Here is a 23,614-nt window from a genome sequence, read left to right as displayed (position 1 = left end):
GCCGTCCCTCACTTCCAGCGCCAGCCGGCGAGGACGGAGTCCGCGAGCTCTCGCAGCCGGGCCCGGGGCAGCGAGGAGTCGATCACGACGACCACGTGCATGTCCCGGTAGGCCGCGCCGTAGGCCTCCGTGCGGCGACCGTCCCCGGTCGGCCCGGTGAGGTGGTACGCCGGCTCCCCGGCGACCGACGTCTCCGGGGCGATGGCCGGCTCGCGCGACCACGTCTGCGTGCGCAGGAGCTGGTGGGCGAGCTGGCCGAGCGTGAAGTCGTTGCCGTTGGTGGGGACGAGCGTGAAGTCGATCTCCGTCTCGGCCCCGGCGTCGGTGGCGTAGACGGAGAAGTCGGGCTCCTCGACGTCCACGTCGAAGCCCTCGGGCACCCGCGTGGTGAAGTAGCTGGTGTCGACGGCCTTTCCCGAGGCCGGAGCCACCGTCGAGGCGTCGCCCCCCGGCGTCGTGGACCCGGCGCGGGTCGGGGAGGGGTCGGGCTCGCCCGCGGCGGAGTCGGACGGGTCGCCGCACCCGGTGAGCAGCAGCCCGGCCACCGCGAGGGCGGCACAGGTGTGGCGCGCGCGGGACGCACCGCTCAGGTCCCGAGATGTCACGTCCACCAGGCTCCCAGCTCGTCGTGTGGTCGCTCGATGATAGGCGTGGCCCCGGACACCGACTACCCTGCACTCCGCGGGCGGCGGGCGTTCGTGCATGGAGCCGGGGGAGGCAGCGTGGTCGCTGGTGCGGGGGCGGACGGCCTGGCCCTGAGCGTCCACGGACCGTTGGGTGTCCTGGACCTCGTCGTGCCCGCCGGGGCGTCCGCGGTCGACGTCGCCAAGGAGTACGCCGAGCAGTCCGGCCTGGCGACCGTCCCCTTCCTCTTCACCAGCCTCGGCAGCCCGCTCGGCGCCGACACGGCGTTGGCCGCGGTGGGCATCTCGACCGGCGACCTCCTCGTCGCGACCACGTCCGCGGGACCACCGGCAGCGGCCTCCCACGCGAGCCCGGTGGTGCGCACGGTGGCCGGAGGCCCGGGACCGATCGCGGTCCTGTGGCTCTGCCTCGCGGTCGGCGCCGCCGTCCTCTCCGGCTGGTTCGCGGCGCGCACCGAGTCGTCGTCGCTGCACCAGGTCGCCGTGGCCCTGCTCGCCGTCGCCGCCGTCGTCGGTGTGCTGCCTCTCGGGCCCCTCGCGGCGCAGCGAGCGGTCGCAGCCCCGGCCTTCGCCGGCGCGGCCGCGTTCGCGGTCGCGTGGGACCCGGCCCCCGAGCGCCTCCCGACCGTGGTCGGCGTCGCCGCGCTGGTCGCGGCCGTGGCGGCCGCGGTCGCCCGGGCGCTCGACCGACGGATGGAGGAGGCGCTGCGGGTCTGGATCACCACCGGTGTCGGCCTCTTCCTCCTCACCGCCGTCGCCGCGTTGCTGGGCCTCGATCCCCAGGTGCCGTGGGCGCTGCTGCTCCTCGCGACCATGCTGGCGGCCCGCTTCGTGCCGGGCTTCGCCATCGACGTCCCCGACGACGTCCTGATCGACCTCGAGCGGCTGGCGGTCACCGCGTGGTCGGCTCGGGACCGGCGGCCGGGGCGTCGGGGCCGGGCGATGGTGTCCAGGTCCGCCGTCGCCGCCGTCGCCACGCGTGGCACGCGCATCGTCACGGCGTATAGCGTGGCGATCCTCGTGGTGGCCACGCTCTCGGCGCCGCTGCTCCTGCTGACCGTCACGTTCCCGATCGACCGGATCGGCGCGAGGTGCCTGGTCCTCTTCTGCGGCGGCGGCCTGCTGCTGGCCGCGCGCAGCTACCGCCACAGCGCCGCGCGCGCCCTGCTGCGCACCGCCGGGCTGGCGTGCTGGGTGACCCTGGCGGTCGCGGTGCTGCCGACCGTCTCCGGTCGCACCGGGCTCGTGGTCGCCGTTCTCGCCGTCGTCGCCGCGGTGCTGCTGGTGGTCGTCGCGGTCGCGACGGGCCGCGGCTGGCGCTCGGCCTGGTGGTCGCGTCGGGCCGAGGTCGCCGAGGCGCTGTGCGGGTCCGCCGCGGTGGCCACCCTGCTGGTGGCGGCCGGGGTTTTCCGCAGCTTGTGGGAATCGATCCACCTCGATGTTTAGGCGCAGACCCGTCGGGTAAACGCCACCGTGTCCGGGTCGGGCTGAATCGGGTCGGACGGACAGGACAGAGGAACACCACGAAACTCGAGCGGCGACATGCCGCCGCCACGGGGGAAGGAATGGCACATGTCGAACAGCTCTCCTGAGATGGGACAGGGTGAGAAGACACTCACCCGCGCAGCCGGGATGGTCTCGGACGCGAAGAAGGACTTCGACGGGATGAGCAATCGTCTCGACGGTCAGATCGGCGGTCTGCGCAACAAGTGGGCCGGCGCCGGTGGCTCCGCGTTCTTCGCGCTGCAACAGGCCTGGACCGAGAAGCAGAAGGTCATCACGAACGCCTTGAACGACTTCGAGGCGTCCCTCACGTCCACCGAGCGGGACAACGTCAACACCGACGAGGCCCAGTCGGCCAACTACAACCGGACCGCCGGTCGCCTCGGCGGCTGACCGCCACGACCAGGACTGAGGAGAGACCATGAACCTCGACGGACTTCGCGTCAACCACGCCGGCCTCGACACCGCGGCCGAGGACATGTACCGCACGGTCAAGGACATCGACGACCGCCTGAACCGCCTCGAGCAGGAGCTCGCGCCCCTGCGCAGCGACTGGACCGGTAACGCCCAGCAGGCCTACCAGACGGCCAAGGCCAAGTGGGACGGCGCCATCCAGGAGATGCGCAACCTGCTCGACGAGACCAGCAAGACCGTCTACCAGTCGAACGCCGAGTACAAGGCCGCGGACCAGCGCGGCGCGGCTTCGTTCGACATCTGACGACAGGGTCGTCTGCGACGGGGTCGGGTGCTCATCGGGCACCCGGCCCCGTCGACGCTGTGCACGGCATGACACTCACGGGGGTAGGTAGCACGTCATGGCACCACCGGATCTGTTCGGCGACATCAGGAACGCCCTGCAGGAGCTGAACGACCAGCTCGAGCTCAAGATCGACCAGGAGGCCATCGACCAGGTGATGGCCACGCTGGACGACCACGCGATCGACGTCCAGCACAGCCGTTTCTCGCACCTGCACGTCCCGTCGTCGACGTTCGGGGCGTCGAGCAGGGGTGTCGAGCTCGGGGACCACCACCTCAGGGCGCACGAGGTGGTCCGCGAGACCCTGCACGGGGTGCTCGCCGACCTGCAGGCCTTCAAGGAGGGCCTGGTCAGGGCGGAGAAGCTGGTTCGTGTCGCGGACGAGTCCGCGGCGGCCGACCTGGACCGCAAGCGCGCGTCCGACATCCTGATCGACGCGGCGCGGCACTCCGAGGGTGACCGGCGCAACCACGAGGCGCGCAACAACTACCGGGGCGACGGGGGCGTGTCGTCGTGAGCGGACCGCAGCAGGACCGGCTCCGGCTGGCCGTCCACCTCGCCAACAGCGCACTGGTCGACACGGCGCGCTCCGAGTGGCACGACGGGGCGCGGCTGCTCGAGAAGGTCGCCCTCGCGCTGGAGGGCGCAGCGCCCAACATCCGCGACCAGATCGGCGAGACCGGCAAGGCCGCCGCGGTCGCCTTCCGCACGGTCTCGTCCAGGGTCCACGACCGGGCCGGGGAGATGGCGGCCGCGAGCAACGCGCTGCGCGCGGCCCACGATGCCCTGGTCGACGCCGAGAAGCTGCAGGCCGAGTTCGACAGGGCGCCGCTCGCGCGGCCGACCAGGCCGACGAGCTCGCCGGGGGCCAACACACCCGAGGACGTGAAGGCCGGCCAGAGGTACGACACCGACAAGGCGGCCTACGACGGCGCGGTGGCCGACCGGGAGGCGCGGGCGCGGGCCGCGGCGGACCGCATGGACGCGGTGTACGCCCACTCCACGGTCACCATGAAGAAGGTCCACGGCGAGCCCGACCCGGCGCCGAGGCCCGCCGACCGCGTGGACGGCCCCGGCGACCGGACCGGCGGCACGACGCCGGGCGGGGGATCGAGCGGCTACGCCCCCGGCGGCGGCCGCACCGGCCACACCGTGACGACGTCGCACACCACGGACACGGACCACACCACGACCGGCACCACGAGCCACACGCCGACGCACGCCACGCCGGGCACGGACGACCACACCCAGACCGGGGACGACGCGTTGCCGCCCGGCAGCTCGCAGGGCGGGCCGCCCTCGTCGACGGGGTCCTCGGGTCCGGCGCACGGCACGCCCGGTTCCGGAGTCCCGGTCGGGACCCCGGGTGGTGGAGCCACGACCGGCACGACCGGTGCGACGGCCCCGGCGGCCGGCGGGCTGACCGGCGCTCTCGGCGGCGGCGCGCTCGGTGGCCTCACCGGCGTCTCCGGCGCGGTGCGCGGACCGCTCGGCGTGTCGACCGGCGGTGCCGGGTCGGCGTCCTCGGCCGGCAGCCGCGCTCTCGGCAGCACCGCGCGCAGCGGCGCCTCCAGCAGTGCACTGGGCAGGTCGACGTCCGCGACCTCGGCCACCGGGACCGGCGCGGGCGCCGGCGCCCGCGGTGGTGCCGCGGGTGCTTCCCGAGGCACCGGCGGTCGTGGTGCGGGCGGCTCGCGCGGTTCGGCCGGCGGCCGCGGCCCGGCCGGTGGCGGGGCCTCAGGTGGGGCCGGCCGCACCGACAACAAGGACCCCCGGAAGAAGAACACGGACTTCTTCGAGGAGGAGCAGGACTGGGTCGATGACGAGGGTGCCGCTCCCGGTGTCATCGACTGAGTCCGACGGATTCACTGCTCCCGCCCGGGACGGTCGCCACGGCCGTCCCGGGCGGTAGCATCTCAGCCGGTCCGGCTGGACCCGGGGCGACGTCCCCGGCCAGCGGCCGGACCACCACGACATCGGGGTACATCTTGGGGACCTTGGGGGAGACACGATGAGCCAGGCGCCCGTCACCACGTCCGGACTGGTCCGCGTGACCGTCGCATCAGGCACCCGACGGGTCGACCTCGTGCTGCCCGGGGCGGTCCCCGTCGCCGAGCTGGTGCCCGAGCTGGCGCGCAGCGTCGGCCTGCTCGACGCCTCGACCGTGTTCGGCGGCTACCGCCTGGTGACGGCGGAGGGCCGGGAGCTCGCCAACGACTCCGGCCTGATCATCCAGGGCGTCGAGGACGGCGGTCTGCTCACGGTGACCGCCGGGATCGACGACCCGCCTCCGCGCGTCTACGACGACGTGGTCGAGGCGATGACCGACGTCGTCGAGCACGACCTCAAGCCCTGGGAGCCGGCCTCGGGTCGGCGTACCGCCCTCTCGGCCGCCGGCCTGCTGATGGGCCTGGGAGCGGTGGCGCTGCTCATCCAGCGGGGGTCCCTGCTGGCCGCCGTCGCGGCCGTGGTGGTCGCCGCAGCCCTGGTGGTCGGCGCGATCGTGCTCTCGCGCGTCCAGCACGAGGCCGAGACCGCCGTGGCCCTGGCCTGGATGGGCTCGGTGTACGCCGCCGTGGCGGGCCTGATGCTCGTCACCGACGGCGAGTTCTTCGGCCTGCCCGTCGCATGCGCCGGTGCTGGCGCCCTCGTCGCGGGGCTGGTCGCCCTCGTCGGCCTCGGCGAGGGGCGCACCCTCGTCATCCCGCCGGTCGTCGTCGGCGCGATCTTCCTGGCCACCGGCCTGGTCATGCGGGCCGCGGAGTTCGACCCGGCCGTGGTCCTGACCACCGCGCTGGTGCTCGTGGTGATGGCCGGCAGCGTCTTCCCGTGGCTCGCGCTCGGCGCCACCGGCACCACGGTCGACCAGCTCTACTCCGTCGCCGACATCACCGCCGACCCTGCCGAGGTCGACCCCGTCCGGGTCAGCGCCGACGCCCGGGTCGCGCACGAGATCCTGGTGGCCGTCTCGGCCACCGTGGGGCTGCTGCTGGTCCTGATCGCGCCGCTCTCGGTCTCGCTCGGCCTCGCCGGCACCCTGCTGGCCGTCCTCGCCTGCCTGGTCGTGATGCTCCGCACCCGCCAGTACCGCACCGGCTCCGAGGTCCTCGTCGGCCTCGTGTCCGGGATCGTGGGGCTGGTGTCGGTCGCGGTCTCGATGCTGTGGCTGCACCCCGACTGGCGACCCACCGCCGCCGTCGCGCTCGCCGTCACCGGTGGGGTGCTGCTGCTCGTGACGCTCCTGCCCTCCACGCCGTCGGTGCGCCGCGGCCGGCTCGGCGACGTGGCCGAGACCGTCGCGCTCGTGGGCCTGCTGCCGCTGCTGGTGGTGGCGGTCGGCGTCTACTCGGCGATCCGGGGCTGAGCCGCCGATGGCGACCAAGCGCGACCTCGTCGAGGCCTACTCCTTCAGCCGGCGCCGCCTCGTCACGGCGTTCGTGTCCGGGGCGCCGGGCGGCCGCGAGGTGGAGCCCGCGCGACCCGGCCGGACCGTCGTCGGCGGCCTGGCGCTGGCGGTGCTGCTGATGGCGGGCGCGGCGATCGCCGGGGTGTTCGCACCCAAGGACCCGGAGGACTGGACGCAGCCCGGCCTGATCGTCTCCAAGGAGACCGGCGCCGCCTACGTGATCGTCGAGGAGAGCGAGCACCCGGTCCTGCGCCCGGTCATCAACATCACCTCGGCGAGGCTGATCCTCGACACCGGCGGCGACGTCGAGCCCAGGATCGTCTCGCAGAAGACCATCGAGTCGCAGACGATCGGGGACGACATCGGGATCCTGGGCGCGCCGGCGAGCGTCCCCGACGACTCGCTGCTCATCCCCGACGGCTGGACCGCCTGCACGCGCGCCGACAGCGGGCTGCGGGTCGACGTGTCCGCGACGCCGCAGGCGCGTGAGGCGCTGGGCAACGGCTTCGTGGTGACGAGCCAGAAGGCCACCTACGTCATCGCGGAGGCCGCGGACGGCACGGGGGCCCACCGCTACCAGCTCCCGACCGGTGGCAAGCTCGGCGAGGGCCAGGACAACCTGCTCGCCGACCTGCAGCTGCCGAACCGCGCCGGTGGCACCGAGGTTCCCGAGGAGTGGCTGGCCCTGTTCCCGGAGGGCGGCGACCTGAGCTGGGACACCTTCGGGTTGTCGGGGTTCGGGGATCCGGCCGCCGACCGTGGCGAGTTCGGGATCCCGGACGACGCCCGGATCGGCGACGTGCTCACCACCGGCGACGAGTCCCTGCTGCTGACCGGCGACGGCCCCGAGCCCCTCGACGACTTCGCGCTCGCCGTCTACCGGAACTCACCCACCCCCACCGGTCGGATCAGCGAGGGGTCGCGCTCCGGAGGGGCGCCCGTGGAGTGGACGCTCGACAGCCCGCCGAACGTCGGCCAGGTCAAGGGTCCCTACGAGTCCGAGCACTGGCCGTCGGGGACGCTCCGGGCGACCGAGGGCGACCACTGCGCCCTGCTCGCCGCGGAGAAGGGCGAGGCACCCGTGGCGCACGTGGCGACCGACGCCGCCGGGGACGCCTCGCCGGCCGACGTGCGCGAGGGTGAGCGCTCGGTCCGGGTGCAGCCCGGTCGTGGCGCCTACGTTCTCTCGGGCGACTGGGGGCAGTCCGCCGGCGGCGCACCCTTCCTCATCGACGCCAAGGGGCAGTCCTACCCGCTGGAGGGGCCCGACGTCGCCACCCGGCTCGGGTACGGCGACTACCCGGTCGCCGAGGTACCCGACTCCTGGGTGGGGCTCTTCGACGAGGGGGTCTACCTCTCGGTGGACGCCGCCCTGTGCCCGCCGCGCAGCGAGGGGGGCCGGGGGTGCGCCTGAGCGTCGCCGCCTCCGGCGCCGTCGCGGGCCTGGCGATGGCCGGGGTGCTGGTCCCCGCGGTCCCCGCGCGGGCCGACGTCGACGCCGCCTGCCTGGGCAGCCAGACCGACACGCCGCGGACCGACACCGACAACACCAGCGTGCCCCTCGAGGCCCTCGGCGTCGAGCAGGCGCAGGACCTCTTCGGCGGGCAGGCGCCCGGCTCCGGGGTGACGGTCGCCGTGCTCGACTCCGGCGTGGTGGACAGCCCCTTGCTGACCGTGAAGTCGCACCAGGCCTTCGGCACCGCGACCAAGGGGCTGGTGTCGGGCCACGGCAGCGTGGTCGCCGGCCTGATCGCCGGCCACGCCCGCGCTGACGGGAAGCCGGTCGGCGTGGCCCCCGGGGCCTCGGTCATCGACGTGCGCGTCTATGACACCGACCTCCCCCAGGACGGTGCGCAGCCCCCCCAGACCAAGGTCTCGACGGCCGCGCTCGTGGACGGGCTGGACTGGGTGGCCCGGAACGCGGACCGCGAGGGCATCAAGGTCGCCAACGTCTCGCTCGCCACCGTCCACACCCCGGAGCTGGAGCGGGCGGTGGAGAAGGCGTGGGACGCGGGCGTGGTCGTGGTCGCCGCGGCGGGCAACCGACCGGGCGAGGGACAGCTCAACTACGAGGCGCTCGGCACGTTCAGGACGGGTGAGGACGCCCACGACCTGATCGCCCCCGCCCGCTACCAGCACGTGGTCGCCGTCACCGCGACGCCCGACGGCGACCCCGAGCACCCGGCGCCGAACACCTACGTGGTCCAGAACTCCGCGACGGACGTGGCCGCGCCGACGTACGGCGGGGTGTCGGTCGACCTCAACGGCAGCACCTGCATCGTGCAGGAGGTCGCGACCTCGTGGGCCACGGCGGAGGTCAGTGGTGTGCTGGCCCTGCTCTGGTCGCGCCACCCCGACGAGAAGCCCGCCCAGATCGTCGCCCGGCTCCTCGACACCGCGGACGGATCGCCGCAGGACCCGACACCGCTGCGGGGCGCCGGCGTCGTGCAGCCCGTCGAGGCGCTCACCCGGCCCCTGCACCCGAGCCGGGCGGGCGAGCTGCCACGGGCCACGCCCGAGGAGGGCCGGACCCCCCGCGCCACCTCTCCCGAGCCCGAGGCCGACGTCCTCGCCGCGACGCGCGAGCACGCGGTGTGGTGGGGGCTCGTCGGCGGTGGCGCGCTGCTGCTGGCCCTGCTGCTGCGCCCGGTCACCGCGCGCCGGCGTACCTGACGAGGCCTGTGGACGACGACGGGCGCCGACCGCGTGGTCGGCGCCCGTTCGTTTCCCGGCGGAGGATAGGGGATTCGAACCCCTGAGGGCTGTTAACCCAACCCGCTTTCCAAGCGAGCGCCATAGGCCACTAGGCGAATCCTCCGCGGAGGAGAGTACCGGTCGCTCCCGGGAGGGGCGAAATCCCCCCACCTCGAGGTGCCGTCTTGGTGGGCGTCGGGCGGCTCCCCTACACTCGGGCCAACCCCCCGTGTGGCGGCATCTTGCCGAACTCCCCCAGGGCCGGAAGGCAGCAAGGGTAAGCGAGCTCTGTCGGGTGCGCGGGGGGCCTTTTCATGCCCCGACGCCTGAGAGCGAAGGCGTCGACCCGGGCAGGAGGTCGAGGAGGGCTCGGCGCCGGACCGGGCGCAGCGAGGGCAGGCGCGACCGTCTCGAGACCCCGGTCGTCCACGAGGGACGACCACGCCACCGCGCGCTACCGGCTGTCGGCGCGGGTGGTTAGGGTTCTTGCGTGGAGTCACCCCTCGCGTTGTACCGCCGCTACCGGCCCGAGACATTTCGGGAGGTCATCGGCCAGGACCACGTCACCGAGCCCCTCCGGGCCGCGCTGGCGAACAACCGGGTCAACCACGCCTACCTCTTCTCCGGCCCCCGTGGCTGCGGCAAGACCACCTCGGCCCGCATCCTGGCCCGCGCGCTCAACTGCGAGCAGGCGCCGGTGGCCGACCCGTGCGGCGAGTGCGACAGCTGCCGTGACCTCGCCCGCGGCGGGCCGGGCTCCATCGACGTGATCGAGATCGACGCCGCCTCCCACGGTGGCGTCGACGATGCGCGAGACCTGCGGGAGAAGGCGTTCTTCGCGCCGGTGCGCAGCCGCTACAAGGTCTACATCATCGACGAGGCGCACATGGTGACGACGCAGGGCTTCAACGCCCTGCTCAAGCTCGTCGAGGAGCCGCCGCCACACCTGCGCTTCATCTTCGCCACCACCGAGCCCGACAAGGTGCTGCCGACGATCCGCTCGCGCACCCACCACTACCCGTTCCGGCTGATCCCGCCGCGGTTGCTGTCGTCGTACCTCTCCGAGCTGTGCGAGAAGGAGGGCGTGTCCATCGAGCCGGCGGCGCTGCCGCTGGTGGTGCGCGCCGGGGCCGGCTCCGCGCGCGACACGCTCTCGGTCCTCGACCAGCTGCTCGGAGGGGCCGGTCCCGAGGGCGTCACCCACGCGCTGGCGACCGGGCTGCTCGGCTACACCCCCGACACGCTCCTCGACGAGGTCGTCGACGCCTTCGCCGCCGGCGACGGCGCCGCGGTCTTCGGGGTGGTGGACAAGGTGATCGAGACCGGCCAGGACCCGCGCCGCTTCACCGAGGACCTGCTGCGCCGGCTCCGCGACCTCGTCATCGTGGCGGCCGTCCCCGACGCACCGGCCACAGGCCTGATCGACGTCTCCGAGGACCAGGGTGAGCGGCTCGTGGCCCAGGCCGCGCGCTTCGGTGGCGCCGAGCTGAGCCGGGCCGCCGACCTGGTCGCGACGGGGCTCACCGAGATGCGTGGCGCGACCGCGCCCCGGCTCCTGCTCGAGCTGGTGTGCGCCCGGGTCCTGCTGCCTGGGGCCGACCACGCCACCGACGGCGTCCTCGCGCGGCTGGACCGGCTCGAGAAGCGGATCGCCATCACCGGCACCCCGTCCGTGCAGGCGAGCGCCCCGGCGGCGCCCCTGCCGCCGGCGCAGGACCGGCCCGCGTCGGTCACCGTCAAGAGCGACGTGGTCGCGCCGACGCCCACCCCTGCTCGCCACGAGCCCGTGCACCACGAGCAGGTCCGTCCGGAGCCCGAGCCGGTCCGCCGGCCGGCCGCCGAGCCCGCCCCGGTCGCCGAGCCCGTCCCGGTCGCTGAACCCGCTGCCGCGCCGCCGGCTCCCGCCGCCGAGCCGGTCGCGGCGGCTCCCGCAGCGCCGCCGGCCGCGGCCGCAGCACCCGCCGAGGACGCGCCTCGCGCCGGCGGCCTCACGCTCGTCGACGTGCGCCGGCTGTGGCCCGACATCGTCGAGGCCACCAAGCTGCGTCGCCGCGTCACGTGGATCCACCTCACCCAGAACGCCCAGGTCGTGGCGGTCGACGACCGGACGCTGACGCTCGGCTTCAGCAACGCCGGCGCACGGGACTCCTTCGACAACGGCGGCAGCCCCGAGATCGTCCGGCAGGCGGCGATCGACGTGGTCGGGACCGACTGGCGCATCGAGACGATCGTCGACCCGGGGGCACGCGCCGACGTGGCCGCGCCCCACCCCGTCCCGGACACCCCCGCGCCGCCGGCTGCGCCGCCGGCCGCTCCCGAGGCGCCCACGGCCGCGCCTGCGCCGGACGGACCGCCCGACTGGGCCGGTGGGGACCCGGCGCCCCGCGCCGAGGCCGCGCCCGAGCCGGCTGCCGCCCCCGAGGCGTCGACGAAGCCGCGGCCCGACCCCGAGTCGATCGCGGCAGCCCGGGGCGCCATCCAGCAGACCCGGGCCAACGGCACCGAGCGGCCCAACCGCGCCGAGGACCTCGCCGCGGCCGACGCCGAGGCGCACCCCGACGACCTCGATGCGGAGAACCAGGGCATCGACACCGCCGAGCTGCTCCGCCGCGAGCTCGGCGCCAAGATCATCGACGAGGTGCGGCACCAGTGATCGCACGACCGACCCGAGAGGTGACCACACCATGAGCCAGAACCCCTTCGACGCCCTCGGCGGCGCCGGCGGCTTCGACATGAACGCCCTGCTCCAGCAGGCCCAGCAGATGCAGGAGCAGCTCCAGAGCGCCCAGGCGCGCCTGACCGAGACGGTCGTCGACGGCACCGTCGCCGGTGGCGCGGTGACGGTGCAGGTCAACGGCGTCGGCGAGCTGGTGGGCGTCGACATCAAGGCGGGTGGCTTCGACGCCAGCAGCCCCGACGACCTCTCCGACCTCGGCGACATGATCGTGGCGGCCTACCGCGACGCCAAGGCCCAGGCCGACGCGCTCGCCAGCGAGACCCTCGGGCCCCTCGCCGGCGGCGGCGGTGCGGGCGGCATGCCCGGCCAGCTCGGGTTCTGAGAAGGCCTCCGCGTTGTACGAAGGCGTCGTCCAGGACCTCATCGACGAGCTCGGCAGACTGCCCGGGGTCGGCCCCAAGAGCGCGCAGCGGATCGCGTTCCACCTGCTGCAGGCGGAGCCGGCCGACGTGCGCCGTCTCGCCGACGTCCTGATCGAGGTCAAGGCGAAGGTGAAGTTCTGCAGCATCTGCTTCAACGTGTCCGAGGACGAGCAGTGCCGGATCTGCCGTGACCCGAGGCGCGACCCGGCGGTGCTGTGCGTGGTGGAGGAGTACAAGGACGTCGTCGCGATCGAGCGCACCCGGGAGTTCCGGGGCCGCTACCACGTGCTCGGCGGCGCGATCTCCCCGATCGACGGGATCGGGCCCGACCAGCTGCGGATCCGCGAGCTGATGGTGCGGCTGGCCGACGGCGCGATCACCGAGGTCATCCTGGCCACTGATCCGAACCTCGAGGGCGAGGCGACCGCGACCTATCTCACCCGGATGCTCAAGCCGCTCGGGTTGCGCGTGACCCGTTTGGCGAGTGGACTGCCCGTAGGCGGTGATCTCGAGTACGCCGACGAGGTCACCCTGGGACGTGCATTCGCAGGAAGGCGGAACGCTGAATGACCGGCACCACGAACCTCGACGCCGAGACCGAGGACTTCGCCCAGCAGATCGCCGACCAGGTGGAGAGCTTCCTGCTGGCGCTCCAGGCGGTGTCGCGGGAGGGCGACGGCGGGCGGGCGATCTCGCTGCTGCTGCTGGAGATCAGCCAGGTGCTCCTGGCCGGCGCCCGGCTGGGCGCCCAGCGCGACTTCACGCCCCGTGCCGAGTACCAACCCGATGTCGGGCCCGAGCCGGACCTCGACGACATGCGGATGCGCCTGGGCGGCATCCTCGACAGCGTCGACACCTACAGCTTCGTCTTCGACCCCTACGTCCCCGAGGTGGTGGAGAGCCAGCTCTCCGACGACCTGACGGCCATCGCGCTGGACCTGGTCAACGGCCTGCGTCACTACCGCGACGGCAACGTCGAGGAGGCGTTGTGGTGGTGGCAGTTCTCCTACGTCGCCTCGTGGGGCAACCTCGCCGGTGCGGCGCTGAACGCGCTGCTGTCCGTGGTGGCCCACGACCGGCTGGATGCGGAGTTCGAGGGCGAGGACGAGCAGGTCGCCGCCGCCGACGAGATGCTCGACGCTGAGATGCTGGGCTCGACGGACGGCTCCCCCCGGTAGACTCTGGCCCGGTCGCAGCGCAGCGCGGCGTGGTCCGGGCACCTGGCCGGGACGGGCGGCCGGAGACGCCAACCGAGCCTCGAGGACAGACCAGTGGGCATTGTCGTGCAGAAGTACGGCGGTTCGTCCGTCGCTGACGCCGCCGGGATCAAGCGGGTCGCGCAACGGATCGTCGCCACCCGCAAGGCAGGCAACGACGTCGTCGTCGTCGTGTCGGCCATGGGGGACACCACCGACGAGCTGAGGGACCTCGCCGAGCAGGTGACCCCGCTGCCGCCGCCGCGCGAGCTCGACATGCTGCTGACGGCGGGCGAGCGGATCTCGATGGCGCTGGTCGCCATGGCGATCGCGCAGCTCGGCCACAAGGCGCAGTCGTTCACCGGCTCCCAGGCCGGGGTCATCACCGACTCCGTGCACGGCAAGGCCAAGATCATCGACATCACCCCCGGCCGCATCGAGGCCGCGATCAGGGACGGCGCGATCGCGATCGTGGCCGGCTTCCAGGGTGTCTCGCAGGACACCAAGGACATCACCACCCTGGGCCGCGGCGCCTCGGACACCACCGCCGTGGCCCTGGCGGCGGCGCTGGGTGCCGACGTCTGCGAGATCTACTCCGACGTCGACGGCGTGTTCACCGCCGACCCTCGGATCGTCCCCGCGGCCCGCAAGCTCGACCGGGTCTCCACCGAGGAGATGCTGGAGATGGCCGCCTCGGGCGCCAAGATCCTGCACCTGCGCTGCGTGGAGTACGCCCGCCGCTACAACATGCCGGTCCACGTCCGGTCCTCGTTCAGCCAGAAGGAGGGGACCTGGATCATCCCGGACCCCTCGGAGGGAGAAGAGCCCATGGAGCAGGCGATCATCGCCGGTGTCGCCCACGACCGCAGCGAGGCCAAGATCACCGTGGTCGGCGTGCCCGACAAGGTGGGCGAGGCGGCCCGGATCTTCGAGGCGCTGGCCGCCACCGAGGTCAACATCGACATGGTGGTCCAGAACGTCTCGGCGGCCGCCACCGGCCTCACCGACATCTCCTTCACGCTGCCGCGTGCCGACGGCCAGACGGCCATGGGTGCGCTCGCGCGGATCCAGGAGGAGGTCGGCTACGACAAGCTCCTGTACGACGACCAGATCGGCAAGGTCTCGCTGATCGGTGCGGGCATGCGCTCGCACCCCGGCATCACCGCGAAGTTCTTCGCCTCGCTCGCCTCGGCGGGCGTGAACATCGAGATGATCTCCACCTCCGAGATCCGCATCTCGGTCATCGTCGACGAGGCCCAGGTCGACGAGGCCGTGCGCTCGACCCATTCGGCGTTCGACCTCGACGCCGACGAGGTCGAGGCGGTCGTCTACGGCGGGACCGGCCGATGACGCGCATCGGAGTGGTCGGCGCCACCGGCCAGGTCGGCGTCGCGATGCGCCAGATCCTCGAGGAGCGCGGGTTCCCCGCCGAGGAGATCCGCTTCTTCGCCTCCGCACGCTCGGCCGGAACCGTGCTGCCGTTCGCGGGGCGCGAGGTCGTCGTGGAGGACGCCTCGACCGCGGACCCCAGCGGTCTCGACATCGCGCTGTTCTCGGCCGGCGCCACCACCTCCCGGGCGCTGGCGCCGAAGTTCGCCGACGCCGGCGTCACGGTGGTCGACAACTCCTCCGCCTTCCGGATGGACCCCGACGTCCCGCTGGTCGTCTCCGAGGTCAACCCGCACGCGGTGGCCGAGGCCCGCAAGGGCATCATCGCGAACCCCAACTGCACGACGATGGCCGCGATGCCGGTGCTCAAGCCGCTGCACGACGAGGCCGGGCTGGTGCGGCTGATCGCCTCGACGTACCAGGCGGTCTCCGGCAGCGGCGTGGCCGGCGTGGACGAGCTCGCGGGCCAGGTGGCCGCGGCGGGCGACAAGGCGCGGGAGCTGGCCTACGACGGCGAGGCCGTGGCCTTCCCGGACCCGGTGAAGTACGCCCGCACGATCGCCTACAACGTGCTGCCGTTGGCCGGGTCGATCGTCGACGACGGCCTCGGCGAGACCGACGAGGAGCAGAAGCTCCGCAACGAGTCCCGCAAGATCCTCGGCATCCCCGAGCTGCGGGTGTCCGGTATCTGCGTGCGGGTCCCGGTCTTCACCGGGCACTCGCTGGCGATCAACGCGGAGTTCGAGCGGGCGATGACGCCCGAGCGTGCGCGTGAGCTGCTGGCGACCGCGCCCGGCGTGGAGCTCAGCGAGATCCCCACGCCGCTGCAGGCGGCCGGCAAGGACCCGTCGTACGTCGGCCGCATCCGGCAGGACCCGGGTGTGGACGGCGACCGCGGCCTCGCGCTGTTCATCTCGAACGACAACCTGCGCAAGGGTGCCGCGCTGAACACCGTGCAGATCGCCGAGCTGCTCGCCGCTCGCTGACGACCCTTCGGCCTCGGGCGGCCTCAGTCCTTCGCGGGCTCGTTGAACGCCGTGGTGACCCAGTGCGCGAGCGCGAAGGTCGCCACGGTGAGCACCGGGACGACGATCACCATCCACCAGCTGAAGATCACGTCGACGAGGAACAGCAGCGCCAGCACCGCGAGCAGGCCGACGGCCAGGAAGCTCGTGGAGCCGGGCTCCGGGACGCGCCAGGCCCGGAGCAGGGCCGAGCCGAGGAAGACCATCGCGACCATGATCGCGACGAGCAGCCAGAAGCCGGCGGCGCCGCACGTGGACGTGCCACGGGCGGCCTCGCAGGTGCGCTGCGAGCCCCAGGTGAGCCCGACGACGGCCAGCCCGACCACCGCACCGGTGATGACGGCGGCGAGCATGCCTCCGAGGGCCGGCAGCGACGGAGCCCTGCGGGCCCGACGCGAGCGCGCGGGGGCCTTCCGTGCGGGCCGCGCCGTGCTCCCGCCGGGCCTGGGCGACGGGACCGGGCCGGACGTGGAGCTCGGGGCGGGCGGCGGGGGCGGCGCTAGCGGAGCTGGGGCCACCTCGTCGGTGAACAGCGGGCGGGTCTCCGCGGGCGCCGACACGGGATCGGGCGCGGGCTCCGACACGGCCGGGGGCGGCTTCCTCGCGGCCGGCACCTCGATCGTCGGCTCGGGCGTCGGCTCGGGCGTCGGCTCGGGTGTCGGCTCGGGCGTCGGCTCGGGCGTCGCTCCGGCTTCCTGCGGCTGCTTGCGCTTGCGCCTGCCGAAGCCCAGGGACGGCAGCTCCAGGGAAGGTCCGTCGCTCCCGTGTTGCTCATCTGCCATGCGCGCAGTGTGCCAGAACGCGCGTGCCGACCGTCGTGCGTGAGGGCCGGAATGCGTGAGGGCCCCGATCCCACCCGGGATCGGGGCCCTCACGACTGGTCGGGCTGACAGGATTTGAACCTGCGGCCTCCTCGTCCCGAACGAGGCGCGCTACCAAGCTGCGCCACAGCCCGATTGCGGGTCCGACCTTGGGTCCGGCCCCGCAAGCACGGCGAGCATACCCGAGCACCTCGGTGCCTTCGTAATCGGCCCACGCCCGTGGACGTCGGGGCCGGTTCAGCCGCGTGCGGTGAGGGTCAGCAGCGTCGCCTCGGGGCGACACGCGACCCGGATCCGCGCGTACGGGCTGGTTCCGAGCCCCGCCGAGACGTGCAGCCAGGACGAGCCCGGGTCGCCGTCGCGCGAGCGAGCCGGGTGGCGGTGCAGGCCCTTGGCCCGCGCCGGCTCGAGGTCGCAGTTGGTGGTGAGCGCGCCGCGCCCGGGCAGGCAGACCTGGCCGCCGTGCGTGTGCCCGGCGATGACGGCGTCGTACCCGTCGGCGGCGAACCGGTCGAGCACCCGCAGGTACGGCGCATGGGTCACCGCGAGCCGCACGTCGGCCTCGGGGTCCGCCGGGCCGGCCACGTCGTCGAGGCGGTCGTACTCGAGGTGGGGGTCGTCGACGCCGGCGAAGGCGAAGGACGTGCCCCCGACCTCCAGCGACCCGTGGGTGTTGGAGAGATCGACCCAACCGGCGTCGGTGAACACCGCCAGCAGCTCGCGCCAGGGCAGCTGCGGGGTGTGCACGTTGCGCTGCCCGTCGTCGGGCAGCAGATAGCGCAGCGGGTTGCGGAGCGTGGGGGAGTAGTAGTCGTTGGAGCCGAAGACGAAGACCCCCGGCGTGTCGAGCAGCGGCCCGAACGCGTCGCGGACGACGGGCACCGAGTCACGGTGCGCGAGGTTGTCGCCGGTGTTGATGACCAGGTCCGGACGCAGGCCGGCCAGCCCCCGCAGCCACTCCTGCTTGCGGGTCTGGCCGGGAGTCATGTGGATGTCGCTGAGGTGCAGGACGCGCAGCGGCCGGTGCCCCTCGGGCAGCAGCGGAACGCTCACGCGCCGCAGGACGTACTGACGTGCCTCCCAGGCGGCGTACGCCGTCGCGCCCGCCCCGGCCACGACACCGGTCCCTGCGAGCGTCGCGATCGTGCGCCAGACCGGTGCCGAGGGAGTCATGCGGCAAGGCTGCCACAATGGCCCGCATGAGCACCCTCAAGGACCGTCTCCGCGCCGACCTCACCACCGCCATGAAGGCGCGCGACGAGGTGCGCTCCTCGACCCTGCGGATGGTGCTCACGGCGATCACCAACGCCGAGGTGGCGGGCAAGGAGCAGCGGGAGCTGAGCGACGACGACATCGTCGGCGTGCTGTCCACCGAGGCCAAGAAGCGCCGCGAGGCGGCGGTGGCCTTCGAGGAGGGTGGCCGCGCCGAGATGGCCGCCAAGGAGACCGCGGAGGCCGCGGTCATCGCAGACTACCTGCCCGAGCAGCTGACCGCCGAGGAGGTCGCCGGCATCGTCAGTGCGGCCGTCGAGCAGGTCGGCGCGGCCGGCGAGGGCATGAAGGCGATGGGTCGCGTCATGGGCGTCGTCCAGCCCCAGGTCAAGGGGCGGGCCGACGGTGCCGCGGTCGCGGCCGAGGTGCGCCGCCAGCTCGGCTGAGCGTCAAGCCCGACGACAGCGGTCGCTGACCGGGTCAGCGACCGCGGCCGCCGCCGCCGTTGCCGCCACCGTTGCCGCCCCCGTTGCCGCCACCGCCGCCGTGACCACCGCCGCCGTGACCACCGCCGCCGTTCCCGCCGCCGCCGTTCCCGCCACCGTTGCTGTGCGGCGGGACGTAGGGGTGGCCGGTGGACTGGTAGATGGTGACCGTGTTGCCGCTGCCGTACTGGGAGCCGGCGCCGGGTGAGGTGTAGGCGACCGTGTCGAGCGAGTAGTCGGAGTCGCGATAGCCGCCGAGCATCGTCGTGAAGCCGGCGTCCTCCAGCACCTGCTTGGCCTGGTCCAGGCTCATGCCGCGGACGTCCGGCACCAGGGTCAGGACGCCGGCGACGTCCTCGGCCGAGGGCTTCACGAAGTCCTCGTCGGGCAGCCACTGCTGGATCACCTTCATCGCGTCACCCCACATCGGTCCGGCCGTGGTGGACCCGTGGGCCGAGGCGACATAGGTGCCGTGCAGGGTCTGGCCGTTCAGCGAGACCCAGTGACCCAGGCTGTTGGCGCCGGCGATCATCGATGCCGTGGCGAGGTTGGGGGTGTAGCCCACGAACCACACGGCCATGTTGTCGTCGATGGTGCCGGTCTTGCCCGCCGAGGGCTGGTTGAGGCCGATGCCGGCGTCGTACCCGAAGCCGCCGGGCTCCTGCACGCCGCGCAGCACGTCGTTGACGGCGTCCGCGACGGAGGCGGGCAGCACCTGCTGGCACTGCGAGGGGTACTCCTTGAGCAGGTTGCCGGCCGAGTCCTCGATGGAGGTGACCGGGCGGGCGTTGCAGTGCAGGCCGCGGCCCGCGAAGGTCGCGTAGGCCTCCGCCATCTCCAGCGGGCTGGTGCTCGGCACGCCCAGGGTGAACGACGGCACGCGCTCGTGCGGCGGGTCGGTCAGCTCGACGCCCATCTCGCGGGCCAGCCGGTACGGCTCGCACAGCCCGGTCTGCTGCTCGAGCTGGGCGTAGAAGGTGTTCACGGACAGCTGGGTGCCGGTGTAGAGGTTGAACGTGCCGCTGTCGGTGGAGTTGTGCGGGTTCCAGACCTGGGTGCTCGGGTAGTTGCCCTCGCAGTCCGGGAAGGTGTTCATGTTCAGGAACACCTCGGGCGGTGCGCTGATGGTCTTGCTCAGCGGGATGTGCTGCTTCACCGCGGCCGCCAGCACGAAGGCCTTGAAGGTCGAGCCGGCCTGGAACCCCTTGGAGTGGCCGTACTCCTCGGGCACCACGTAGTTGAGGTAGGTCTCGCCGCGCGCCTTGTCGGTGCCCATCGGGCGGGACTGCGCGATCGCCTTCACGTCACCGGTGCGCGGCTCCACCATGGCCAGCGCGCCGATGGCCTGGTTGGTCGGGTCGACGTGCGACGCCACCGACCTGTCGGCGGCCACCTGGTCGCGCAGGTCGACGGTGGTGTGGATGGTGAGGCCGCCGGAGTAGAGGAGCTTCTTGCGCTCCTCCTTCGTCTTGCCGAGCGAGCGGTCCTGCATCAGCGTGGCGACGGCGTAGTCGCAGAAGAAGGGCGCGCGGGAGTTCACGCAGCCGTTGCGGGCCGGGATGGTGTGCAGGCCCAGCGGCATCTTCGAGGTCTTCTGGGCCTTGTGGTGGCTGATGACGTTCAGCTCGGCCATCCGGGCCAGCACCGTGTCGCGCCGCTCCAGCGCCTTCGCCGGGTAGCTCGTGGGGTCGTAGCCGGTGGGGCTCTTCACCAGGCCGGCCAGCATCGCGGACTCGCGCAGGTCGAGGTCCTTGGCGTTCTTGTCGAAGTAGTGCCGCGCTGCGGACTGGATGCCGTAGGCGCCGTCACCGAAGTAGGCGATGTTGAGGTAGCGCTCGAGGATCCAGTCCTTGGAGTAGTTCTGCTCGAAGGCGATCGCGTAGCGCAGCTCGCGCAGCTTGCGCGCGTAGGTGTCGTCGGTGGCGGCCTTGCGCTCCGCCTTCGTCTTGGCCTGGCTGAGCAGGGTCAGCTTGACCATCTGCTGGGTGATCGACGAGCCACCCTGCGACACCCCACCCGCGGCCTGGTTGGTGACCAGGGCGCGCAGCGTGCCCTTCAGGTCCAACGCGCCGTGCTGGTAGAAGCGGTAGTCCTCGATGGCGACGATGGCCTTGACCATCGTGCGCGAGATCTGGTCCAGCGGGACGGTGACCCGGTTCTCGTCGTACAGCGTCGCGAGGACGTCGCCGTTGGCGTCGAGGATGTTGGTCTTCTCGGGCAGCGCCTCGGTCTTCAGCTCCTCCGGGAGGCTGTCCATCGTCCGCGCGACGTCGCGCGCACCGATGCCGACGACTCCGGCGAAGGGGATGGCGAGACCGGCGACGACGACGCCCATGACCGCCGCGACGGCCAGCATCACGCCGAGGTGCTTAGCCACGCGACCGGCCGTCAGACGCTCTCCGGGCAGGGTGGACCGAGGGCTGGACATGCGCCCAATGTACGGGAGGGAGCGAGCCCCAACCCATTCATGACCCAATATGACTAGTTAGTTCGGACTAGGACATTTGGGTAAAAGGTGTCTGCCCCCGCCGCGGCGGAGTCCTTAACTTTGTGACCCTGAGGGGATCACCCGGGTAGACGTCATGGGGACGCCGCCTATCTCGGACGATGTGGGGACATCATCATGTGGGTTGAGGATTGGACGTCCGCGGCGGCATGCCGACAGGCGCAGCCGGACCAGTTGTTCGTGCGCGGCGCGGAGCAGAACAAGGCCAAGCAGCTCTGTGCGGGTTGCCCCGTGCGGACCGAGTGCCTGGCCGAGGCGCTCGACAACCAGATCGAGTGGGGGGTCTGGGGCGGCATGACCGAGCGCGAGCGCCGGGCCCTGCTGCGTCGCCGCCCGAACGCCTCCTGGCGCGCGGTCCTGGAGGCCGCTCGTGAGCAGGGCGCGAGCCCGACCAAGGTGACGGCCACGGCCTGAGCCACGTGCCGTCCCGGCCGCCGTCGAGGTGGCCGGTGCGGTGGGCCCGCGTCCGGGTCGGTGTCAGCGCTCGCCGAGCAGCTCGCCGACGCGGCGCAGGCCCTCGAGGTCGTGCACATCGCCGGGCAGGGCGGGCACCACCGCGGTCGGCACCTGCGGGTGTGCCGCGGCGAAGCGCTCGCGCAGCCGTGCCTCGCGCTCGACCATGCGGGACTGGTCGGCGTGCAGCCGCAGCAGCCCTGCGGTGAGCGAGCCCTGCTCGTGCCGGCGCAGCCGGGCCGCGGCGGTCATCGCCTCGTCGGCGGACAGGCTGCCGCGCGGTTCCGGGCTGGCCCGGTTGACGATGAGCCCCGCCAACGGCATCCGGTCCTCGCTGAGCCGCTCCACGAAGTACGCCGCCTCGCGCATCGCGTCCGGCTCGGGAGCGGCCACGACCAGGAACGCCGTCCCGTCGGCCTGCAGCAGCTCGAAGGTCTTCTGGGCGCGCTGGCGGAAGCCGCCGAAGAGCGTGTCGAACGCCGCGACGAACGTCTGCATGTCCCGCAGCACCTGCGCGCCGAGGATCTTGGTCAGCGCGTTGGTGATCATGCTGAAGCCGGCTGTCATGAACCTGGCCGGGCCCTTGGCCGGTGCCAGCAGCAGCCGGATGAACCGCCCGTCGAGGAAGCTCGAGAGCCGCTCGGGGGCGTCGAGGAAGTCCAGCGCCGAGCGCGAGGGCGGGGTGTCGACCACGATCAGGTCGTAGGTGCCGTCGCGCCGGGCGTCGTGGTGGATCTGGCCGAGCTTCTCCATCGCCATGTACTCCTGCGTCCCCGCGAAGGAGCTCGACAGCGCGACGTAGAAGGGGTTCTCCAGGATCTGCTGCGCCTTTTCGGGGCTGGCCTGGCTCTCGACCACCTCGTCGAAGGTGCGCTTCATGTCGAGCGTCATCGCGTCCAGCGAGCCGCCCGCCGCGGCGTCGACGCCGGAGACGGGGCGCGGGGTGTTGTCGAGCGCCTCGATGCCCATCGACTGGGCCAGCCGACGGGCAGGATCGATGGTCAGCACGACCACCCGGCGTCCTCGTTCCGCAGCCCGCAGCGCCAGCGCCGCCGAAGTGGTGGTCTTGCCGACGCCGCCGGAGCCGCAGCACACGATGATGCCGGTCCCCGGGTCGTCGATCAGGGCGTCGACGTCGAGGGAGGGTGCCGGCGCCTGGGTGAGTGGCCCCACCCGCCGCTGGGACCGGGTGCCCTGGGTCGAGCCCGCGGGGGTTTTCATGCCATCCCCTGGTCGCGCAGGCTCGCCGCGAGCTCGTAGAGGCCGCCGAGGTCCACCCCGCCCGCGAGGCGGGGAAGCTCGTACGTCGGCACGCCCAGCTCCCCGACCAGCCCGCGCTGGGCGTCCTCGAGTGCACGGCGCTCCGCATGGTCGCGGGCCTCGACCAGGAGTCCGTCGACGAGGTCGTCGCCGTCCTCCACGCCGGCCTGCTTCAGGTCGGAGCGGATGGCCGCCGCGTCGAGCGTCCCCCCACGGGCGGCGTCGAGGTCCGCGGCGTCGAGGTCCCGCGGACGGACCAGGTTCACCACCACGCCTCCGACCGGCAGCCCGGCCGCACTCAGCTCGTCGATGCCGTCCGAGGTCTCCTGCACGGGCATCTCCTCCAGCACCGTCACCAGGTGCACGGCGGTCCGCGGCGAGCGGAACAGGGTCATCACCGTGTCGGCCTGGCTCTTGATCGGCCCCATCTTGGCCAGTCCGGCGAGCTCGTTGTTCACGTTGAGGAACTGGGCGATCCGGCCGGTCGGCGGGGCGTCGAGCACGACGGCGTCGTACCGGATCGCCTTCTTGTTGCGGCTGTTGCGCTGGACGGCCTCGAACACCTTGCCGGTCAGCAGCACGTCACGCACGCCGGGAGCGATGGTGGTGGCGAACTCCACGACGCCGAAGCGGTCGAGGGCCCGGCCGGCCCGACCGAGCTTGTAGTACATGGCGAGGTACTCCAGCAGCGCCGACTCCGGGTCGATGTGCAGCGCGTGCACGACGCCGGGCGAGCCCTCCTCGCCGGGGAGGCCGGTCGCGATCCGGCGCTCCTCGTAGGGCAGCGGGTCGACGTCGAACATCCGGGCGATGCCCTGGCGCCCCTCCACCTCGCACAGCAGGACGTTGCGGCCGTGGTCGGCGAGCGCGAGGGCGAGGGCAGCAGCGACGGTCGACTTGCCGGTGCCGCCCTTGCCGGTGACGACGTGCAGCCGCACGTTCGGCCAGTCGTGCTTCTGCTGGGACACGTAGAGCAGCGTAGGACCCGGTCCCTGAGGCGGCGCGAGGACCGGGACGGGTCATGTCCAAAGCCCCCACCCGAGCGGCGGAACTCTGTGGCTGCCGCCCATGAAGCTGTGACGGCCGTCATGACTAGGATCGCCGGGAGGCGAGGCCGGGGTGATCCGGTCCGGACCAGGACGCCCGGGACCGGGCAAGGGAGGA

At 72.9% G+C, this 23,614-nt stretch carries 22 protein-coding genes, 2 tRNA genes and 1 other RNA gene; 17 read left to right on the top strand and 8 right to left on the bottom strand.

Annotated elements, in window-relative coordinates:
• Positions 1-8: 8 nt before the first annotated feature.
• Positions 9-605: a hypothetical protein gene (locus tag ACZ43H_RS18080; protein ID WP_464585201.1), complete on the bottom strand. Its 597-nt coding sequence runs from the start codon at positions 603-605 to the stop codon at positions 9-11.
• Positions 606-650: 45 nt separating this feature from the next.
• Between ACZ43H_RS18080 and ACZ43H_RS18075 the strand changes: the two genes are divergently transcribed.
• The 8 genes from ACZ43H_RS18075 (at position 651) to ACZ43H_RS18040 (ending at position 8,983) form a co-directional block, all read left to right on the top strand.
• Positions 651-2,090 (top strand): hypothetical protein, encoded by a 1,440-nt coding sequence (locus ACZ43H_RS18075; protein WP_464585199.1) that lies wholly within the window; start codon positions 651-653, stop codon positions 2,088-2,090.
• Positions 2,091-2,216: 126 nt separating this feature from the next.
• Entirely contained in the window at positions 2,217-2,540 is a 324-nt protein-coding gene (locus ACZ43H_RS18070) for a WXG100 family type VII secretion target (RefSeq protein WP_464585196.1), read from the top strand.
• A gap of 28 nt (positions 2,541-2,568) precedes the next feature.
• Positions 2,569-2,865: a WXG100 family type VII secretion target gene (locus ACZ43H_RS18065; RefSeq protein WP_379181755.1), complete on the top strand. Its 297-nt coding sequence runs from the start codon at positions 2,569-2,571 to the stop codon at positions 2,863-2,865.
• A gap of 97 nt (positions 2,866-2,962) precedes the next feature.
• Complete coding sequence (locus tag ACZ43H_RS18060) at positions 2,963-3,421, top strand: hypothetical protein (RefSeq protein WP_464585194.1); 459 nt, start codon at positions 2,963-2,965, stop codon at positions 3,419-3,421.
• Positions 3,418-4,758 carry a hypothetical protein gene (locus tag ACZ43H_RS18055; protein WP_464585192.1) on the top strand — a complete coding sequence of 447 codons (1,341 nt, stop codon included), beginning with the start codon at positions 3,418-3,420 and terminating at the stop codon, positions 4,756-4,758. The genes ACZ43H_RS18060 and ACZ43H_RS18055 overlap by 4 nt, the downstream gene beginning before the upstream one ends.
• A 157-nt stretch (positions 4,759-4,915) precedes the next feature.
• The gene (gene eccD / locus ACZ43H_RS18050; protein WP_464585189.1) at positions 4,916-6,268 is read left to right on the top strand and encodes a type VII secretion integral membrane protein EccD; all 1,353 of its coding nucleotides are present in this window, start codon (positions 4,916-4,918) and stop codon (positions 6,266-6,268) included.
• A 7-nt stretch (positions 6,269-6,275) separates the two neighbouring features.
• A complete protein-coding gene (gene eccB, locus ACZ43H_RS18045) occupies positions 6,276-7,724 on the top strand; it encodes a type VII secretion protein EccB (protein WP_464585187.1) in 1,449 nt (482 codons plus the stop codon).
• Entirely contained in the window at positions 7,715-8,983 is a 1,269-nt protein-coding gene (locus tag ACZ43H_RS18040) for a S8 family serine peptidase (protein ID WP_464585185.1), read from the top strand. Before eccB ends, ACZ43H_RS18040 begins: the two co-directional genes overlap by 10 nt.
• Positions 8,984-9,042: 59 nt before the next feature.
• Here ACZ43H_RS18040 and ACZ43H_RS18035 read toward each other — a convergent pair.
• Positions 9,043-9,128 (bottom strand) — tRNA-Ser (locus tag ACZ43H_RS18035).
• A 97-nt stretch (positions 9,129-9,225) separates the two neighbouring features.
• On the opposite strand from ACZ43H_RS18035, the gene ffs reads away from it, so the two are divergent.
• From ffs to ACZ43H_RS18000, 7 genes are all read left to right on the top strand, one after another.
• Positions 9,226-9,316: signal recognition particle sRNA small type (gene ffs, locus ACZ43H_RS18030), an RNA gene on the top strand.
• A 178-nt stretch (positions 9,317-9,494) separates the two neighbouring features.
• On the top strand, positions 9,495-11,657 hold the full coding sequence (locus ACZ43H_RS18025) for a DNA polymerase III subunit gamma and tau (protein WP_464585183.1): 2,163 nt from the start codon (positions 9,495-9,497) through the stop codon (positions 11,655-11,657).
• A 31-nt stretch (positions 11,658-11,688) separates the two neighbouring features.
• Positions 11,689-12,063, top strand: coding sequence for a YbaB/EbfC family nucleoid-associated protein (locus ACZ43H_RS18020; RefSeq protein ID WP_464585181.1), 375 nt, complete (start codon positions 11,689-11,691; stop codon positions 12,061-12,063).
• Between the two features lie 13 nt (positions 12,064-12,076).
• Entirely contained in the window at positions 12,077-12,673 is a 597-nt protein-coding gene (gene recR, locus ACZ43H_RS18015; RefSeq protein ID WP_464585179.1) for a recombination mediator RecR, read from the top strand.
• Positions 12,670-13,281, top strand: coding sequence for a DUF5063 domain-containing protein (locus tag ACZ43H_RS18010; RefSeq protein ID WP_464585177.1), 612 nt, complete (start codon positions 12,670-12,672; stop codon positions 13,279-13,281). Before recR ends, ACZ43H_RS18010 begins: the two co-directional genes overlap by 4 nt.
• Before the next feature lie 93 nt (positions 13,282-13,374).
• Complete coding sequence (locus ACZ43H_RS18005; protein ID WP_464585175.1) at positions 13,375-14,649, top strand: aspartate kinase; 1,275 nt, start codon at positions 13,375-13,377, stop codon at positions 14,647-14,649.
• The gene (locus ACZ43H_RS18000; protein WP_464585173.1) at positions 14,646-15,674 is read left to right on the top strand and encodes an aspartate-semialdehyde dehydrogenase; all 1,029 of its coding nucleotides are present in this window, start codon (positions 14,646-14,648) and stop codon (positions 15,672-15,674) included. The genes ACZ43H_RS18005 and ACZ43H_RS18000 overlap by 4 nt, the downstream gene beginning before the upstream one ends.
• 23 nt (positions 15,675-15,697) lie before the next feature.
• Here ACZ43H_RS18000 and ACZ43H_RS17995 read toward each other — a convergent pair whose 3' ends face one another.
• From ACZ43H_RS17995 to ACZ43H_RS17985, 3 genes are all read right to left on the bottom strand, one after another.
• Positions 15,698-16,495, bottom strand: a complete 798-nt coding sequence (locus tag ACZ43H_RS17995) for a hypothetical protein (protein ID WP_464585171.1) — start codon at positions 16,493-16,495, stop codon at positions 15,698-15,700.
• A gap of 96 nt (positions 16,496-16,591) precedes the next feature.
• A tRNA-Pro gene (locus tag ACZ43H_RS17990) sits at positions 16,592-16,668 on the bottom strand.
• A 103-nt stretch (positions 16,669-16,771) separates the two neighbouring features.
• Positions 16,772-17,707, bottom strand: coding sequence for a metallophosphoesterase (locus tag ACZ43H_RS17985; RefSeq protein ID WP_464585169.1), 936 nt, complete (start codon positions 17,705-17,707; stop codon positions 16,772-16,774).
• 26 nt (positions 17,708-17,733) lie between these two features.
• On the opposite strand from ACZ43H_RS17985, the gene ACZ43H_RS17980 reads away from it, so the two are divergent.
• Positions 17,734-18,192, top strand: coding sequence for a GatB/YqeY domain-containing protein (locus ACZ43H_RS17980; protein WP_464585167.1), 459 nt, complete (start codon positions 17,734-17,736; stop codon positions 18,190-18,192).
• A gap of 34 nt (positions 18,193-18,226) precedes the next feature.
• On the opposite strand, the gene ACZ43H_RS17975 is transcribed toward ACZ43H_RS17980, so the two are convergent.
• A complete protein-coding gene (locus ACZ43H_RS17975; RefSeq protein ID WP_464585165.1) occupies positions 18,227-20,659 on the bottom strand; it encodes a penicillin-binding protein in 2,433 nt (810 codons plus the stop codon).
• Positions 20,660-20,854: 195 nt separating this feature from the next.
• Between ACZ43H_RS17975 and ACZ43H_RS17970 the strand changes: the two genes are divergently transcribed.
• Positions 20,855-21,151 carry a WhiB family transcriptional regulator gene (locus ACZ43H_RS17970; protein ID WP_464585163.1) on the top strand — a complete coding sequence of 99 codons (297 nt, stop codon included), beginning with the start codon at positions 20,855-20,857 and terminating at the stop codon, positions 21,149-21,151.
• 63 nt (positions 21,152-21,214) lie between these two features.
• Here the strand turns inward: ACZ43H_RS17970 and bagB are convergent, their stop codons facing one another.
• Positions 21,215-22,411, bottom strand: a complete 1,197-nt coding sequence (gene bagB / locus ACZ43H_RS17965; RefSeq protein ID WP_464585161.1) for an ATPase BagB — start codon at positions 22,409-22,411, stop codon at positions 21,215-21,217.
• Positions 22,408-23,418, bottom strand: coding sequence for an ATPase BagA (bagA, locus tag ACZ43H_RS17960; protein WP_464585159.1), 1,011 nt, complete (start codon positions 23,416-23,418; stop codon positions 22,408-22,410). Before bagA ends, bagB begins: the two co-directional genes overlap by 4 nt.
• Positions 23,419-23,614 lie beyond the last annotated feature (196 nt).

It is taken from the genome of Nocardioides sp. DN36, from assembly GCF_055380375.1.
The sequence above is the reverse complement of the archived record's forward strand: the minus strand, read 5'-3'. Positions and strand labels throughout refer to the sequence as shown.